At 59.6% G+C, this 15,843-nt stretch carries 16 protein-coding genes and 1 tRNA gene; 4 read left to right on the plus strand and 13 right to left on the minus strand.

Annotated elements, in window-relative coordinates:
• Positions 1-146: 146 nt before the first annotated feature.
• The 5 genes from ntrX to dusB all read right to left on the minus strand — a co-directional run bounded on the left by ntrX (position 147) and on the right by dusB (position 7,383).
• The gene (gene ntrX, locus ROS217_RS16335) at positions 147-1,556 is read right to left on the minus strand and encodes a nitrogen assimilation response regulator NtrX (protein WP_009818899.1); all 1,410 of its coding nucleotides are present in this window, start codon (positions 1,554-1,556) and stop codon (positions 147-149) included.
• Positions 1,557-1,563: 7 nt separating this feature from the next.
• Positions 1,564-3,831 carry a sensor histidine kinase NtrY-like gene (locus ROS217_RS16340; RefSeq protein ID WP_009818900.1) on the minus strand — a complete coding sequence of 756 codons (2,268 nt, stop codon included), beginning with the start codon at positions 3,829-3,831 and terminating at the stop codon, positions 1,564-1,566.
• Between the two features lie 98 nt (positions 3,832-3,929).
• Positions 3,930-5,291, minus strand: coding sequence for a response regulator (locus ROS217_RS16345; protein ID WP_009818901.1), 1,362 nt, complete (start codon positions 5,289-5,291; stop codon positions 3,930-3,932).
• 2 nt (positions 5,292-5,293) lie between these two features.
• Positions 5,294-6,367: a two-component system sensor histidine kinase NtrB gene (locus tag ROS217_RS16350; protein WP_009818902.1), complete on the minus strand. Its 1,074-nt coding sequence runs from the start codon at positions 6,365-6,367 to the stop codon at positions 5,294-5,296.
• Positions 6,364-7,383, minus strand: coding sequence for a tRNA dihydrouridine synthase DusB (gene dusB / locus ROS217_RS16355; RefSeq protein ID WP_009818903.1), 1,020 nt, complete (start codon positions 7,381-7,383; stop codon positions 6,364-6,366). The genes ROS217_RS16350 and dusB overlap by 4 nt, the downstream gene beginning before the upstream one ends.
• A gap of 160 nt (positions 7,384-7,543) precedes the next feature.
• Between dusB and ROS217_RS16360 the strand changes: the two genes are divergently transcribed.
• Genes ROS217_RS16360 through ROS217_RS16370 form a run of 3 tightly spaced genes read left to right on the plus strand, consistent with a single transcriptional unit; the run spans position 7,544 to position 9,641 of the window.
• Complete coding sequence (locus ROS217_RS16360; RefSeq protein ID WP_009818904.1) at positions 7,544-8,686, plus strand: bifunctional 2-C-methyl-D-erythritol 4-phosphate cytidylyltransferase/2-C-methyl-D-erythritol 2,4-cyclodiphosphate synthase; 1,143 nt, start codon at positions 7,544-7,546, stop codon at positions 8,684-8,686.
• The gene (locus tag ROS217_RS16365; protein ID WP_040650674.1) at positions 8,677-9,174 is read left to right on the plus strand and encodes a phosphatidylglycerophosphatase A family protein; all 498 of its coding nucleotides are present in this window, start codon (positions 8,677-8,679) and stop codon (positions 9,172-9,174) included. The genes ROS217_RS16360 and ROS217_RS16365 overlap by 10 nt, the downstream gene beginning before the upstream one ends.
• Positions 9,171-9,641, plus strand: coding sequence for a CinA family protein (locus ROS217_RS16370; RefSeq protein ID WP_009818906.1), 471 nt, complete (start codon positions 9,171-9,173; stop codon positions 9,639-9,641). Before ROS217_RS16365 ends, ROS217_RS16370 begins: the two co-directional genes overlap by 4 nt.
• 15 nt (positions 9,642-9,656) lie before the next feature.
• Here the strand turns inward: ROS217_RS16370 and ROS217_RS16375 are convergent, their stop codons facing one another.
• The gene (locus tag ROS217_RS16375) at positions 9,657-10,109 is read right to left on the minus strand and encodes a type II toxin-antitoxin system RatA family toxin (RefSeq protein WP_040650675.1); all 453 of its coding nucleotides are present in this window, start codon (positions 10,107-10,109) and stop codon (positions 9,657-9,659) included.
• 71 nt (positions 10,110-10,180) lie between these two features.
• Between ROS217_RS16375 and hpt the strand changes: the two genes are divergently transcribed.
• Complete coding sequence (hpt, locus tag ROS217_RS16380) at positions 10,181-10,723, plus strand: hypoxanthine phosphoribosyltransferase (RefSeq protein ID WP_009818908.1); 543 nt, start codon at positions 10,181-10,183, stop codon at positions 10,721-10,723.
• A gap of 12 nt (positions 10,724-10,735) precedes the next feature.
• Here hpt and ROS217_RS16385 read toward each other — a convergent pair.
• The 7 genes from ROS217_RS16385 to ROS217_RS16415 form a co-directional block, all read right to left on the minus strand.
• Positions 10,736-10,812: transfer RNA gene (locus ROS217_RS16385), tRNA-Arg, on the minus strand.
• Positions 10,813-10,860: 48 nt separating this feature from the next.
• On the minus strand, positions 10,861-12,081 hold the full coding sequence (locus ROS217_RS16390) for a cysteine desulfurase (protein ID WP_009818909.1): 1,221 nt from the start codon (positions 12,079-12,081) through the stop codon (positions 10,861-10,863).
• A 1-nt stretch (position 12,082) separates the two neighbouring features.
• A complete protein-coding gene (locus tag ROS217_RS16395; protein ID WP_040651625.1) occupies positions 12,083-12,679 on the minus strand; it encodes a Yip1 family protein in 597 nt (198 codons plus the stop codon).
• Positions 12,676-13,161: a YIP1 family protein gene (locus ROS217_RS16400; protein WP_009818911.1), complete on the minus strand. Its 486-nt coding sequence runs from the start codon at positions 13,159-13,161 to the stop codon at positions 12,676-12,678. Before ROS217_RS16400 ends, ROS217_RS16395 begins: the two co-directional genes overlap by 4 nt.
• Entirely contained in the window at positions 13,161-14,450 is a 1,290-nt protein-coding gene (gene sufD, locus ROS217_RS16405; protein ID WP_009818912.1) for a Fe-S cluster assembly protein SufD, read from the minus strand. The genes ROS217_RS16400 and sufD overlap by 1 nt, the downstream gene beginning before the upstream one ends.
• Positions 14,450-15,205 carry a Fe-S cluster assembly ATPase SufC gene (gene sufC, locus ROS217_RS16410; protein WP_009818913.1) on the minus strand — a complete coding sequence of 252 codons (756 nt, stop codon included), beginning with the start codon at positions 15,203-15,205 and terminating at the stop codon, positions 14,450-14,452. The genes sufD and sufC overlap by 1 nt, the downstream gene beginning before the upstream one ends.
• Positions 15,206-15,236: 31 nt before the next feature.
• Positions 15,237-15,842, minus strand: coding sequence for a hypothetical protein (locus ROS217_RS16415; RefSeq protein ID WP_009818914.1), 606 nt, complete (start codon positions 15,840-15,842; stop codon positions 15,237-15,239).
• Between the last annotated feature and the right edge of the window lies 1 nt (position 15,843).

A 15,843-nucleotide genomic window follows, 5' to 3' on the forward strand; every position in this document is an offset into this window, starting at 1 on the left:
TAACGACAAGCATCAGACCGGGCTTTCACTTAATCTTGAGCAAATAAGGAGCTTGGCCCGGACAGCCTGTCAAGCGGCGCTCAACATCCCGGCCCGGTCACACAATCCGAACAATATTCCAAACACGGCTTAGCGGTCAGAACATTCTACCCAAATGCCTGCGCATCCTCCTCCTCATCGCCGCGTCCCGTTCCCTTTACCCCGGTCACGATCCCAAGGGATTTCAGCTTGCGGTGCAGGGCGCTGCGCTCCATGCCCACGAATTCCGCCGTCCGGCTGATATTGCCGCCAAAGCGGTTGATCTGGGTCAGCAGATACTCGCGCTCAAACGCCTCGCGCGCTTCGCGCAGCGCCATTGTGGCAACGGCCCCCGACAGCACCACCCGGCCCTCTTCCACCGCCCCGGCGCTCTCGCTTGGCAACTCGCGCGCCACAATCGGCCCCGTGCCTTCGCCCAGAATCAGAACTCGCTCGATCACATTGCGCAACTGCCGCACATTGCCCGGCCAGCGCATCGTCTGCAGCAGCGCCGCCGCCTCCTCGCTCAGCACGCGCAGCGTCAACCCTTGGGTCTTGTGGAACATCGCGATGAAATGCTCGGCCAGCGCCGGAACATCCTCACGCCGGTCCTCCAGACTCGGCACCGCAATCGGCACCACATTCAGCCGGTGATAGAGCTCGCGCCGAAACCGCTCTGCGGCAATCTCCGCCTCCAGATCCCGGCTGGTCGAAGAAATCACCCGCAAATCGACCTGTACCTTGTCACTGCCGCCCACTCGCAAAAAGGTCTGATCCACCAGCACCCGCAGGATCTTGGACTGCGTGCCCATCGGCATATCGGCGACCTCGTCAAAATAGATCACCCCGCCGTTGGCCTCTTCCAACAGCCCCGGAACCACGCCGCCCTCTTCATTCTCGCGGCCAAAGAGCACCTCTTCCATCCGATCCGAGGCAATCGAGGCGCAGCCAACCGTGACAAACGGGGCCGAGGCGCGCGCCGAATTGGCATGGATGTAGCGCGCCGCCAATTCCTTGCCCGACCCGGCGGGGCCTGACAGCATCACCCGCCCATTGGATTTCGTGACCTTGTCCAACTGCCCCATCAGCGTGCGAAACGCAGGGGCCTCGCCCAGCATCTCGGACGGTGCGGTTTCCCGCCGCTTCAAGGCCTGATTCTCCCGCCGCAACCGGCTGGTTTCCATGCCGCGCCGGATCACCACCATCAACTGGTCGATGTTGAACGGCTTTTCGATAAAGTCATAGGCCCCCTGCTTGATCGCCGCGACCGCGATTTCGATATTGCCATGGCCAGAGATGATCACCACCGGCACATCGGGATAATCACGCTTGACCGCCTTGAGAATGTCGATCCCGTCCATATGGCTGTCCTTCAGCCAGATATCGAGGATCAGCAAACCGGGTTGCTCCGCCGCAATCGCCGCCATTGCCTCGTCGGAATTGCCCGCCCGACGGGTGCTATAGCCCTCGTCCTCCAGAATATCCGAAATCAGCTCCCGGATATCGCGTTCGTCATCGACAATCAGAATATCACTCATCGGTCCCTCAAACAGCCAGATTGGCCTCTACAAGCTCTTCCGCCACCAGCGGAAGCCGCACCACGGCCATCGCCCCGGCATGTGCCCCCGCTTCAAACGGCTCTGCATCCTCAAGCACAAGCGTCCCGCCATGCTCTTCGATGATTTTCTTCACGATGGGCAGGCCCAGTCCGGTGCCCTTATCCCGCGTCGTCACATAAGGCTCAAAGAGCCGCGCGCGATCCTGCGGCAATCCGATCCCATTGTCCGAAATGCGGATCACGGCGTTGCCATCCTCGACCCCGCTCTTGATGCGGATCATTGGCCGATGTCCCACAGGCGCACCCTTTTCTTGCAGGCTTTCAATCGCCTCGCCGGCATTCTTGACCAGATTGGTCAGCGCCTGCCCGATCATCGACGCGTCAATATCGGCCCGCAATGGCCCGGTCTCCAGCGCCACGTCAAAGCGCACCTCCGGTTGCCCGCTCTCTTGCAAGAGAACCACCTCGCGCAAGACCTGCGTCAGGCTTTCCTGCTGTGTCACAGGCTCCGGCATGCGCGCGAATTTCGAAAACTCATCCACGATACGGCGCAGATCATTGGTCTGCCGTACCACCACATCCGTCAATTGCTCAAGACTCGCGGCCTCGTCCGGCGGCAACTGTTTGGCGAACTTGCGCTTGATCCGCTCTGCACTCAATTGAATGGGCGTCAGCGGATTCTTGATTTCATGCGCAATCCGCCGCGCCACATCTCCCCAGGCGGCCATACGCTGCGCCGCCACCAGATCGGTCACATCGTCGAACGCCACCACATAGCCCTCGCGACGGCCCTCTTCGCTGATCCGCGTTGACATGCGCACCAGCAGGTTCTCCTGCCGGTCGCCGCGCGCGACTTTGATCTCTTCCTGCACAAATCCGCCGGGCACCGTGCGCAACCGATCAAACAGCGCCGCAAATTCCGGCACCGCTGCACTCAGGGCCACGGATTGCTGATCCTCCCCCCAATCGAGCAGCCGTTCGGCGGCGCGGTTCACAAAGGTGACGCGGCCCTGCGCATCCAGCCCGACAACCCCGGATGAAACCGACCCCAGCACAGAGTCAAACAGCCGCCTCCGCCGCTCGATCTGCTGCGTGTTGGTCAAGAGCGCCTCACGCTGCCCCTTCAACTGCCGTGTCATCTGGTTGAAGTAGGTGCTCAACTGCGCGATCTCATCGTCGCCCTCCTCCTCGCGCACCTGGGTGTCAAGATCCCCCTCGCCCACCCGTTGTGCCGCCGAGGTCAACCGGCCCACCGGCTGCGACAACCGTTCGGCAAACCACATCCCAAGCCAGATGGCGGCCAGGATCAGGATCACGGCAAACCCGAGATAAAGCAGCCCGAACTCAAACAGAACACGCCCCCGCTCGCTCTCGCGCTGCTTGTAAAAGGCCGCCGTTTCCTTGGTTTCATCCAACAGGTTCAGAATCGCGCCATCGACCGTCCGGCTCACATAGAGCAACCGGTCCGGCACGGCATCGAGCGGCATCAAGGCCCGAAACTCGTCATTCTCCCAATCGCGGATCACCACCACGCCTTGCGCATAGGCCTCGTTGATCTGCGCCTCAGTCGGCTTTTCAAAGTCGAACAAATAGGATCGCTCGCCCCGTGCCCGAATTTCCCCTGTGCCATCAATCACAAAGGCCTCGCGCAGACCGCGCTGAATCTCGCGCTGCCCCGAGGACAGAACCTGACGGATATCGCCATCGGTCATAAAGACAGCGGCGCGTTTGGTGGCATTGATCACCCGCGCCAAAACCCGAATATCGGTTTCCAGATCGCGCCGATGTTCCTCTTCATAGGCTTGGGCTGCTGCGACAGAACTGTCCACCACCCGGCCAACGCGCTCAGAAAACCATGCTTCCAACCCCATGTTCACCGACAGGGTGGCAAACACCGCCACCGTGATGGTGGGCAAGAGCGCCATCAGCGCAAACACACCCGTCAGCCGCAGATGCAGCCGTGACCCCGCCGACCGACTGCGCCGCGCGGCCACCATGCGCGCCACGCGCTGCATGACCAATCCGGCCACCATCAAGACATAGACCATGTCGCACAACAGCACGAGCCGCAGCCCATCCGATGTGCTCCCCTGATCCAGCGGGCCCATCATCAGATAGGTCGCCATCGCCAGCACCGGACCCAAAAGCACAAGGCTCAGGGTCGCCCAGTTCTGCAACCGTTGCAGCCGTCGCAGGCGGTTGATCCCCTCCCACGACAGGCGCCTGCCTCTGATCCCGCGTGTCTGCGTTACCACGCACGTCCCCCATCACTCGTGGGGTCGCTTGTGCTTCCCCGCAACATATGGACCGTCGGGGCACGCGTGCCCCATTTAGCAACAGTCCTGTTGCAGTTTTACATCAACTTGCGGCGGCGTGTCACGTTAATATCCAGATCGGTGATTTTCTTGCGCAAGGTATTGCGGTTGATACCCAGGAGGTCCGCACATTTCGCTTGGTTGCCAGCGGTCGCATCCAGCGCAATCTCGATCAACGGAAGCTCGATCTCGCGCAATATCCGCGTATAGAGCCCCGCAGGCGGCAGAGCATCGCCATGCAGATCAAAATACCGTCGCAGATGTCCCGCCACCGAGGCGGTCAGGCTCTCGCCGCGCCCTTCGCGCATCACCGGCTCAGACCGCGGCTGATTGCCCAGCACGGCCTCGACCTCGGCCCGGCTGATTTCCTCGGTCACCGCCGTCAGCCCGATTCGCCGCACGGCATTCTCCAACTGCCGCACATTCCCCGGCCAGCTATAGGCGCGCATCAACTCCGCCGCTTGCTCCGACAGATGCCGTGCGGGTTGCCCGTCGCGCTCATCGCGCCCGAGAAAATGCTCGGCCAAGAGCGGAATATCCTCGACCCGCGCCCGCAAGTTCGGCACGTCGATCACAGCCCCGCTCAGCCGGTAATAGAGATCCTCACGCAGCGTGCCCTCGTCCAGCGCCTGCCCCGGCGGCACCCGGCTCGTGGCCATGAAGCGCGGCACATGATCGCCCGGCGCATCCATCATCCGCACCACCCGGCCCTGTGCCTCGGGCGGCAGGTCTGTTACCTCGTCCAGAACGATCGTGCCCCCCTTGACCCGCGCCATCACCCGCGACGGACCATCCAATTCCCGCAAATCCGACGGTGTCACGGTCACAAAGGGCAAGGTCCGACGATCCGAGAAATCGTGGATCGCCTTGGCAATCAGGGATTTTCCCGTGCCCGACTCGCCACAGATCATTACCGGCAGATCGGTGTTCATGATCCGCGCCACCACCCGGTAGAGCGCCTGCATCGCTGGCGTCCGACCGATCAGCGGCAGTTCCTCGGGCCGCTCCACCTCGTGCTCGCGAATGGGCCTGCGCGCCCGCGCCTCCAGCGCCCGCGCCGTGCGCTTCATCAGATCAGGCAGGTCAAACGGCTTGGGCAGATAATCATAGGCTTCTGCCTCCGCCGCCTTGATCGCCGTCATGATCGTATTCTGCGCCGAGATCACGATCACCGGCAGGCCGGGCCGGTCCTGTGCGATCTTGGGCAGCATCTCGAGCCCATTGCCATCGGGCATCATCACGTCCGAAATGACCACATCGCCCTTGCCCTCGCCAATCCACCGCATCAGCGTGGTCAGGCTCGACGTGGCATGCACCCGGCATCCCGCCCGTGTCAGTGCCTGCGTCAGAACCGTTCGGATCGTGCGGTCGTCATCGGCGACCAATACCGTGCCATCCATCGTCAAGCCTCCTTGGGTTCATCCGCTGCCCGTTGCAACGAGATGCGAAACACCGTGCGCCCGGGCACGGAATTGACCGAGATCCATCCGTCATGATCCGAAATGATCTTGGCCGCGAGCGCCAATCCCAATCCGGTTCCGTTCTCTCGTCCCGAAACAAAGGGGTCAAACACCTGATCGGCAATCTCCGGTGGCAGGCCGGGACCATCGTCGATGATCTCGATCTGAAGGGGCAGCGCCTTACCCTCCCCCTCGCCCCGCCGCACCCGCAGCGATTGCTCGTAATAGGTATGCAGCCGGATCGTTCCGGGCCGCCCGCGTGCCGCCTCGGCCGCGTTCTTCAAGAGGTTCAGCACCACCTGCAACAACTGATCCCCATCACAGAGCGCCATCGGCAGCGACGGGTCATAATCCTCGACCAGCGCCATATGCGCGGCAAAGCCCAGCATCGCAGAGCGCCGCGCCCGGTCCAGCACATCATGCACATTGACCGGGCGCATGGAGGGTGCGCTTATATTGCCAAACTGCTCGACCCGCTCCAGCAGACTCACGATCCGGCGACTCTCGCTCACGATGAGATCGGTCAGTTCCAGATCCTCTGGTCCCAGCGTCATCGACAAGAGCTGCGCCGCGCCGGTGATCCCCGCAAGGGGGTTCTTGATCTCATGCGCCAGCATTTCCGCCATGCCGATCGCGGATTTCGCCGCCGCCTTGACGCTGCTGTTCTGCACCATGCGCCCAGCCAACTCGCGCGGGCTGATCAGCATGATCATATGCCCCGGACTGCCCGCCAAGGGTGCAACCTGCAAATTACACTGCATCGGTGCGCGCTCGCCGGTGCCGACATCCACATCATTGACAAAGAGCGGCGCGCCATTGACCCGCGCCCGTTCAAACGCCTCTTCCAGCGGCGCATTGACCGCCAGCTTGTCCCAGACCGGCTGTCCCGCCAGCGCCCGTGACGACGACATCATAAAGCCTTCCGCCGCCGGATTGATCCCGACGATCCGATCCTGATGATCGAGCAACAGGGCCGGGACCGGCAACGAGATCCAGAACGCGTCCTCGATGCTCATGCCGCCGCCCTCGACGCGCAGTCTTCGCTTTGCGCAGCAGGCTCCGCTGCCATCGCCTCGGGCAAAAGGCCCAGAACCACGCTGGCCTGATCCGCCGTCAACACCGCGCGGCGCATCTCCGGGTCGCTGCCCGCCGCCTCCATATACCAGCCGAGGTGCTTGCGCGCGACGCGCAGACCCAAATCGCGGCCGTAAAAGCCCAACATCGCCTCGTAATGCCCGGCCACCAGATCCGCCAGCACTGCGCCGCGCGGCACCTCTGGGGCCGTCCCATGCCCCATCGCCGCCGCAACCTCTGCCAATAGCCAAGGCCGCCCGCGCGCGCCCCGGCCAATCATCACACCCGCAGCATTCGATTGCGCCATGGCCCTGCACGCCGATGCGACTCCCACAATATCGCCGTTCGCGATGACCGGAATGTTAACGGCCTGCGCAATATCTGAAATCATCGCCCAATCCGCCGCGCCGCGGTAGAACTGGCACCGCGTGCGCCCATGCACCGTAATCATCGCCACACCCGCCGCCTCTGCCCGCTTCGCCAGCTCCGCCGCATTCGAGCAGCCTTCATCCCATCCCAAACGGGTCTTGAGCGTCACCGGCACATCGACCGCCCCGACCACCGCCTCAATCAACCGCAACGCGTGATCGAGATCCCGCATCAGCGCCGACCCAGAGGCCCCTGCCCCAGCTGCGCTCACAACCTTCTTGGCCGGGCAGCCCATATTGATGTCGATGATCCGCGCGCCATGATCCGCCACAACCCGCGCCGCCTCCGCCATCCAATGCGGGTCACAGCCCGCCAATTGTACCGACGTGTTCTCGATCCCGAACCCAAGCTCCGCCTTGCCGCGTGCCGAGGGTTTGGCCTGCACCATCTCCTGACTCGCGACCATTTCGCTCACCACCAGACCTGCGCCGAATCCCGCGACCACCGTCCGAAACGGCAGGTCCGTGATTCCCGCCATCGGGGCCAGAAACACCGGCGTTGCAATCTGCCTGTCCGCGATCTTCAGCATACCCTGCCTAATCCTTGTGCATTTCCAAAGTTCTACCTGTGAACTTGGCCTCAAACAATGATCGGTGGCCTAAATAACAGCCGCCAATCGTGTCGTCGCCTAATTTTTAGGCGTATGCTCAGCCATTGCGCTTGGCAAAAACCCGGCCTAATCAAGAGGCATGACAACCGCCGCCCTCATCGTCGCCGCAGGCCGGGGCACTCGCGCCGGCGGAGACAGCCCCAAACAGTGGCAGCCCCTTCTGGGTCGCCGCGTCATTGACTGGACCCTCGACGCCTTTCATGCGGCCAAGGGGATCGACCGCATTGTGGTCGTTCTTCATCCCGACGATCTGCATCATCTCGCTCCGGACCCACGGATTTTCATCACAACCGGGGGCGAGACCCGCGCGCAATCGGTCCGAAACGGGTTAGAGGCGCTGGCCGCAAATCCGCCCGACTATGTGCTGATCCACGACGTTGCGCGATGCTGTACAAAAGCCGCGTACATAACGTACATGGTGGACACATTGCGCCACTCGGAAACCCCCGGACTGGCCCCGGCCCTCGCCATCACCGATGCTCTCTGGACCGGTGCGGACGGATATGTGACCGGAACCCGCGACCGCACCGGCCTTTACCGGGCGCAAACACCGCAAGCCTTTGAATTCGCTCCCATACTTGCCGCGCATCGCACCTATGACGGGGAGGCCGCAGACGACGTAGCTGTCGCGCGCGCCGCCGGACTCAAGGTTGCTATCGTCGCGGCCCATGAGGATAACCTCAAGATCACCCACCCGCACGACTTTGCACGTGCCGAGAAAATACTTGGAAATCAAATGGATATAAGAGTCGGTTCAGGATTTGACGTTCACCGCTTCGGCCCCGGCGACCATTGCATGCTCTGCGGTGTCCCGGTTCCGCATGACTGCGGGCTTCAAGGCCATTCTGACGCCGATGTGGGGCTTCATGCTCTTACAGACGCTATATATGGTGGTCTGGCACAGGGTGATATCGGCCGTCACTTCCCCCCAAGCGACCCCCAATGGAAGGGTGCAGAAAGTCACATCTTTTTGCGCCATGCCGTTGCGCTGGCTGATGAATGTGGTTTTAAAATCAATAATATAGACGTCACTCTTGTCTGTGAGCACCCCAAGATCACCCCACATGCCACCGCGATGCAGGCCACTCTCTCCGAGATCACCGGGGTCGCCAGTGACCGAATTTCCGTCAAGGCGACCACATCCGAACGTTTGGGCTTCACCGGTCGCGAAGAAGGCATCGCCGCCCAAGCCGTTGTAACATTGGTCAAGACATGCGCCTAACCCACTTGATTTGCACGTTTTTCTACATTGGCCATCTGCGTCCCGCACCGGGAACATGGGGATCACTGGCGGCCTTGCCTGTGGCACTCGCTCTACATCTTGTAGGCGGCCCAATGTTCCTTGCAGGAGGGGTCGTTCTCGCCTTCTTGATAGGATGGTGGGCTACTGCGCTGGAAACAAAGGGAAAATTGAACCACGACCCATCGGAGATCGTCATTGACGAGGTTGCAGGTCAATGGTTGGCGTTCCTTCCTGTCTCCATTGGCGCCTCCCATGCTGGGGCGGATCTCCTAAGCCTTTGGCCTGGCTTTCTTTTTTCTTTCCTCGCCTTCCGTTTCTTTGACATCACCAAACTTGGCCCCATCGGGTGGGCCGACCGTCGCAACGATGCCTTGGGCGTGATGCTTGACGACATCCTAGCCGGCCTCGCCGCCGCACTCTGCGTCATGCTCGCCGCGGGCTTTTATCATGGGGTCTTAGGGCTTTGATTACGCAGGATATTCTCGACCGCGCCCGACACCTTGGTCTGATGATCGTGACCGCCGAAAGCTGCACGGGCGGTATGGTCGCAGCGGCCTTGACCGAAATCCCCGGCTCCTCCGCAGTGGTTGAACGTGGCTTTGTAACATATTCAAATATATCAAAAATTGAGATGCTGGATGTCTCTCAAGTCACGCTAGAGACCCACGGGGCCGTCTCCGAACAGGTCGCACGCGAAATGGCCGAAGGCGCCCTCGCCCATAGCGCGGCCCAACTGGCAATCTCGATTACCGGAATCGCTGGTCCCGGCGACTCCGAAAGGAAGCCCGAAGGTCGCGTTTGCTTTGGTCTCGCGATGACCGGGCGTCAGACTGTCACAGAAACGCTCGACTTTGGTCCTTTAGGCCGCAAAACAGTCCGAGAAAGAGCTCGGGACCACGCCTTGAATTTGGTCTTAAGTTATTTATCGCAATAACTTGGACCTCATTCCTCATGTGTTTCCATAGAGCGCGTGCGCCCGCTGCTCAAAGGCCCGCACGATCCGCTTCATCGCCTCATAGAAGAAGAGATCAGCAGCGGACTGCAACAACCTGTTCTTGAACGCAAAATCAACATCGAAGCTGACCTCGCAACCGTCTTTCACGTCACGAAACTGCCAGTTCGAGCGCATATGTTGGAACGGCCCCTCCAGATACTCTGTTTCGATCCGCCGATCTTGCGGCCGCAGCACGACGCGGCTACCAAATTTCTCACGGAACACCTTGAAACTAATAACCAAATCGGCTTCCATTACTTCTGATCCATCATCTCGCGGCCGCACGCTACGGACCCGCGCCGCAGCGGTCCAAGGCAGAAACTGAGGATAGCTGGCCACATCCGCAACCAGAGCATACATCTGATCGGCCGAGTAGCTTAGAATACGTGTTTCTGAATGTGATGGCATTTGGGCCCCGGTTTCCGCGTGACAGTGGCGCGCTTTTTCCTAGACTAAGACCAGAAGTGCAAGAGGGTCGCATGCCACAGCAAGCCTATGTTATCGATAAACTGATTTCTGCCAAGAGCATAGCCGCCCGAATCGAGGCGCTTTCGCATGAGATCGAGGCAGAATTCGCGGGAACGCAGAAACTGGTGGTCGTGGGTCTGCTGCGCGGGTCTTTCATCTTCATCGCCGATCTGGTGCGAGAGCTGGATTTGCCGGTAGAGGTCGATTTCGTCGAAACATCCTCCTATGGAAATTCAATGGAAAGCAGTAGAGAGGTGCGTATTCTCAAAGACTTACGAGGTGACATTGAAGCACGTGATGTGCTGGTGGTCGAGGATATCGTCGATACGGGCCACACGCTCTTTCATGTATTGCACCTCCTCCAGAGCCGAAGACCGCACAAACTCCGCACCATCGCGCTCCTGGACAAACCTTCTCGCCGCGAAGCGGATATTCGCGCTGATTGGATCGGGTTTGAAATCCCAGATGAGTTTGTCGTCGGCTATGGCATTGATTACGCACAACGAAATAGAAACCTACCTTATATCGGCAAGGTCCGTTTCGTTGAGATTTGAGCTGATTTGATCTGGCGGACCCAAGAGGATTCGAACCTCTGGCCTCTGCCTTCGGAGGGCAGCGCTCTATCCAGCTGAGCTATGGGTCCACTTGCGCGGTGGTATAGCGGGGCATGATCTGCCCCGCAATCGCAAAATCAGCCAAATAGCTCATGCGCCAGTTCGAGCGCCTCGATCAACACATCGACCTCGGCGCGTGTGTTGTACATGGCAAAAGAGGCACGGCAGGTGGCTGTCACGCCAAGATGCTCCATCAGCGGCCCTGTGCAATGCTGGCCGGCCCGGACAGCCACCCCCTTCTTGTCAAGAATGGTCGATATATCATGGGCATGCGCAGCCCCTTGCATTGTGAAGGAGAAGATCGCGGCCTTGTCCGGCATGCTACCCTGGACGTTGATCCAGTTGAGCCCCGCAAGGCGCTCTTGAGCATATCGGCTCAGATCATCCTCGTGAGCGCTGATCGCATGCATCCCAACGCCCATCATATACTCAAGCGCCACGCCAAGCCCGATGGTCTGCACGATACCGGGCGTTCCCGCCTCGAACTTCATCGGTGGATCGTTATAGGTCACGCTGTCGCGCGTCACCTCGCGGATCATGTCACCGCCCCCCATGAAGGGACGCATTTCAGCCATACGATCCTTGTGCACATAGATCGCGCCAGAGCCCGACGGCCCATAGAGCTTGTGGCCCGTAATCGCATAGAAATCACAGCCCATCTCATCGAGGTTGACGGGCATGTGCACCGCTGCCTGAGAGCCATCGACGAGCACCGGCACGCCATGGGCATGCGCCGCATCGCAAATCGCCTTCACATCAACTTTGGTTCCCAACACATTGGAAAGATGTGTAATTGCAATCAGTTTTGTTCTTGGCGTGATGGCATCAATGACCTTTTGTGGATCAAGTCCCCCGCGCGCATCCACATCCACCCATTTGAGCACCACCCCCTGCCGTTCCCGCAGAAAATGCCAAGGCACGATATTGGCATGATGTTCCATAATGCTGAGAATAATCTCGTCGCCGGGCTGCATCCGCGGCATGGCCCAACCATAGGCGACCATATTGATGCCCTCGGTGGTGCCAGAATTGAAAATGATCTGATCCTCATCCGCGACACCCAGAAACCGTGCGACGATACCACGAACCGCCTCGTATTTCTCGGTTACGAGGTTGCTCAGATAGTGTAGCCCGCGATGCACATTGGCGTACTCCATCGAATACGCCTTGGTGACGGCATCTATGACAACCTGCGGTTTTTGGGCAGATGCTCCATTGTCGAGATAAACCAATGGCTTGCCGTTCACTTCTCGTCCAAGGATTGGGAAGTCGGCACGAATTTTTTCAACATCGAGCATTTCATGCTCCTCCCATTGCAGCCACGCCGATAAAGCTTAGCAGAATGGTCAATCCTACCGCCATCGCGGCGATGGAGAGTACAATCACACCAGCAGATTTCAGCATGTTATCATAGCGATGCGCGGTATCGACAAAGCCGATCAGAATGTAGATCCCCCAGATTGAAGACAGAAAGATCAACAAAACCGCAGCCGAAGGCAGAGTCAACACAAGAACGGCGACCGCCATTTGCAGGATCAGTCGCAGCACCTGCAACCAGCAGATCAAGACCAGCACATCCTCCATCCGCGCCTTGCCGCCAAGCGATCGACCCACCCAGAACAGAGCAAATACGGTGATGGCGAGCGCCCCAAACAAGAAAAGCGTAAAGAGCAGGGGGGAATGGAACGCAGGCGGCATGATCGTCACGGCGGTGGGATCCGTCGGAGGCGAGAGGCGCAACGATACGGAATAGACGATGGCATTCAGCACAGACATCAGCACCAAAGCCATCCACAAGATCTTTTGCGGGAGCCCGAAACCCATCAGCGCCCGCGCAGCGTCACGCGGGCGAAACAGGGTTTCTATCAAGAGCGCCTTGAATTGCGCCTGGGTCATGCCTTGCTCCATCCCGCCTCGATCATACCCGACATCCAAAACCACAAGAACACCAGCAACCACAAGAGACCAACCGCCTGCAATCCCGGTCCTGGCCCGACAAATCCTGCCACGAGCCCATGCAAAAGAATGAGAGGACTTGCCGCCAGAAACGCCCAGAAAAGCGCAACCCGCGCATCATAGGCCGAACCGCGACCGCCAAACATCCGCGCAATGCCATGGCATATCAGCGCCAAAGCATAGAGAATGAGCGGCGCAAAGAAGATCCACGCCAGCAACGCGCCCCCCAACATGGGATTCAATTCCTGCCCTGTGAAATGTGCCTCGCGCGCCAGCCGCGGCCATTGTGCAACGAACACAACAACGCAGGCCGCGATCAAGATCACCAGCGCGCGATCCTCACGCGGTCCCATGGCGAGCAAGCGCCGCACCACCCGACGTGGACCGCGATAGGTGGCGACGAGGTCTGTTGTGACCGGCATCAGCGGCGCCTGCGCTCCAGCCAGCCAGCCAGCTGACCGTTGATTTCCTCACGCAGGGTCTCGTCTTCGATTTCCTCAACAGCTTCAGCCAAGAACGACAATGTCAGCAGGTCCGTCGCCAATGACTTTGGAATACCCCTCGCACGCAGATAATAGAGCGCGTCCTCGTCAATTGCGCCCGAGGTCGAGCCATGCGAACAGGCCACATCGTCGGCATAGATCTCCAGCTCTGGTTTAGCTAGAAACTGACTGTCCTCATCCAGCAAAAGCGCCTGGCTGATCTGATATCCATCGGTTTTCTGCGCGCCCGGTTTGACCAGAATCTTACCCTGAAACACGCCGGTCGCGCCCTTGCGCAAGACTTTCTTGAACACCTGACGGCTCTCACACCGCAGCGCATCATGGGTGACGAACACCGTGTCATCCTGATGAAAATCACCATCCCCCATCGCAGCCCCCGCCACATGGGCCACAGCGTCATCGCCGGTCAGTTCGATCACGCATTCATTGCGTGTCATCTTTCCATTGGCTGTCATGGTAAAGGATTTGAACGTGCTCTGCGCCGCCAGCCGCGCAAAAAGATGCGTGACCGCGCGCCGCTCGTGATCTCGGCCTTGGGTGCAAATGTGGTGAAATGTCGCCTCATCCGCGATCTCGACTTCCATGACCTTGTTGAGCCGCGCCGCCGCCGGACCACTCTCAAGAATGGTCAGCTCAGCTCCGGTCTCCAGCTTGATCACATGGTGCAATACCGCGTCTGAAGTCTTTGATTTATGGATATAAATCAGATTTATAGCCTTGCTCGGACGACCCGTTACATGGATCAGCATCCCATCACTTGCAAAGGCCGTGTTGAATGCCGCGAGGGAACGGGGAACGGGGCTCTGTCCGCGCTCTTCCAGAACGCCATAGAGGTCGCGCGCCCAATGGATATCGGTTTTTGCAGCCTCACTTAGTCGCTCGATCCGCACGCCGTCGAGTGCCAGATCATCACTTGCCTTGGGATCGAACACCCCATCCACAAACACCAGTTTCAGACGATTGACCGCGTCAAAACCCTCTGGTTCCTCGGCCCCTTGTAACAAGGCGGCTTCCGGCGCGTTGGCTTGCACCAGTGTGTCGGGTCGGGTGAATTTCCAATATTCGTCACGGCGGTCCGGCAATCCCAATGTCCTCAACCGCCGCAAAGCGGCCTCACGGGCTGTTGTGATCCACTTGCCCCCCTCCGGCAGGGTCAACGCACTCAATCGCGCCTCAACCACGTCCTGCTTTGCTTGCGGCGCAGCCATCACACGCCCTCCGACAGAATGTCGGCATACCCGTTCTGCTCTACCTCAAGGGCGAGGTCCGGGCCACCTGTCTTGATGATCCGGCCATCAGACATGATGTGAACTACGTCCGGTTTGATGTGGTCAAGCAGACGCTGGTAATGCGTAATGACAAGGAAACCGCGTCCGGGATCACGCAGAGCGTTCACCCCATCCGCCACCAGCTTCATCGCATCCACATCCAAGCCCGAGTCAGTCTCGTCCAAGATGCACATCTTGGGCTCCAGCATGGCCATCTGGAGAATTTCATTTCGCTTTTTCTCACCACCGGAAAAGCCTACATTGACGGGGCGTTTCAGCATCTCGGCGTCGATCTGCAGGGTTTTGGCCTTTTCCCGCACAAGTTTGAGGAAATCTGCTGCACTCATCTCGTCCTCGCCACGCGCCTTGCGCTGCGCATTCACGGCGGTGCGCAAGAAGGTCATGTTGCCCACGCCGGGGATTTCAACCGGATACTGGAATGCGAGAAACAACCCTGCCGCCGCGCGCTCTTCTGGCTCCATATCAAGCAAGTCAACGCCAGAGAGCGTGGCGCTGCCTTGGGTCACCTTGTAACCATCGCGCCCCGAGAGAACATAGGATAATGTGGATTTGCCAGAGCCGTTCGGCCCCATGATCGCATGCACCTTGCCAGCCTCGACGGTCAGGTTCACACCCTTGAGGATGGTCTTGTCCTCTTCTTCAAGATCGACGTGCAGGTTTTTGATTTCCAACATTTTTATCATCCTTCTCTATTTCGTGGCGGCATCAGGGCCGTGTCATCATCTCTATAATTGTCAACAAGATCTCGGGCTTGAGGACCATCGGCTCTACCTCGAATTCGGCCATTCGACCGATAATCCGTCGAGGGGCGCCAATCAGATCCTCAACCCGGTGATAGTGCTTGCGCGGCGTGTAATCGTCGAACAGGACCGTGATCGGTCTCGTGGTGCTTAGTGCTGCTGCCAAAGCGCAGCCAGTGCGAAAACGACCATCAACCAAGACCACATCAGGCTGAACAAACTCTGGCAGGCCCCAGACCTTGAGGGGGTAGCGCGCATAGCGCCGCCAGCCGCTCGCATTCCGAGGGAATCCCCATTCCTTGGTTGGACCGATGTCCGACCAGAGAACGTCGACGTTCGTGTCCTTTGCGGGTGGATTCTGTGCGAACCACCCGCGCATCATCTTCGCCCACTCTTCGTCGCTCTCGACCGAGAACACTCGCTTTCCTGGCATTTCGGCGGCGACAACGGTCGATCCACCGGAGCCATATTCGAGAATGACGTCTGCCCGCGCATAGACCTCGCGCAGATGCGCAGCCTCGGCGTCGGGCAGGGTAAGAACCGGCCTGTCTATGGTGTCTGCCTCAGCCATA

Source organism: Roseovarius sp. 217, from assembly GCF_000152845.1.
Lineage (GTDB): Bacteria > Pseudomonadota > Alphaproteobacteria > Rhodobacterales > Rhodobacteraceae > Roseovarius.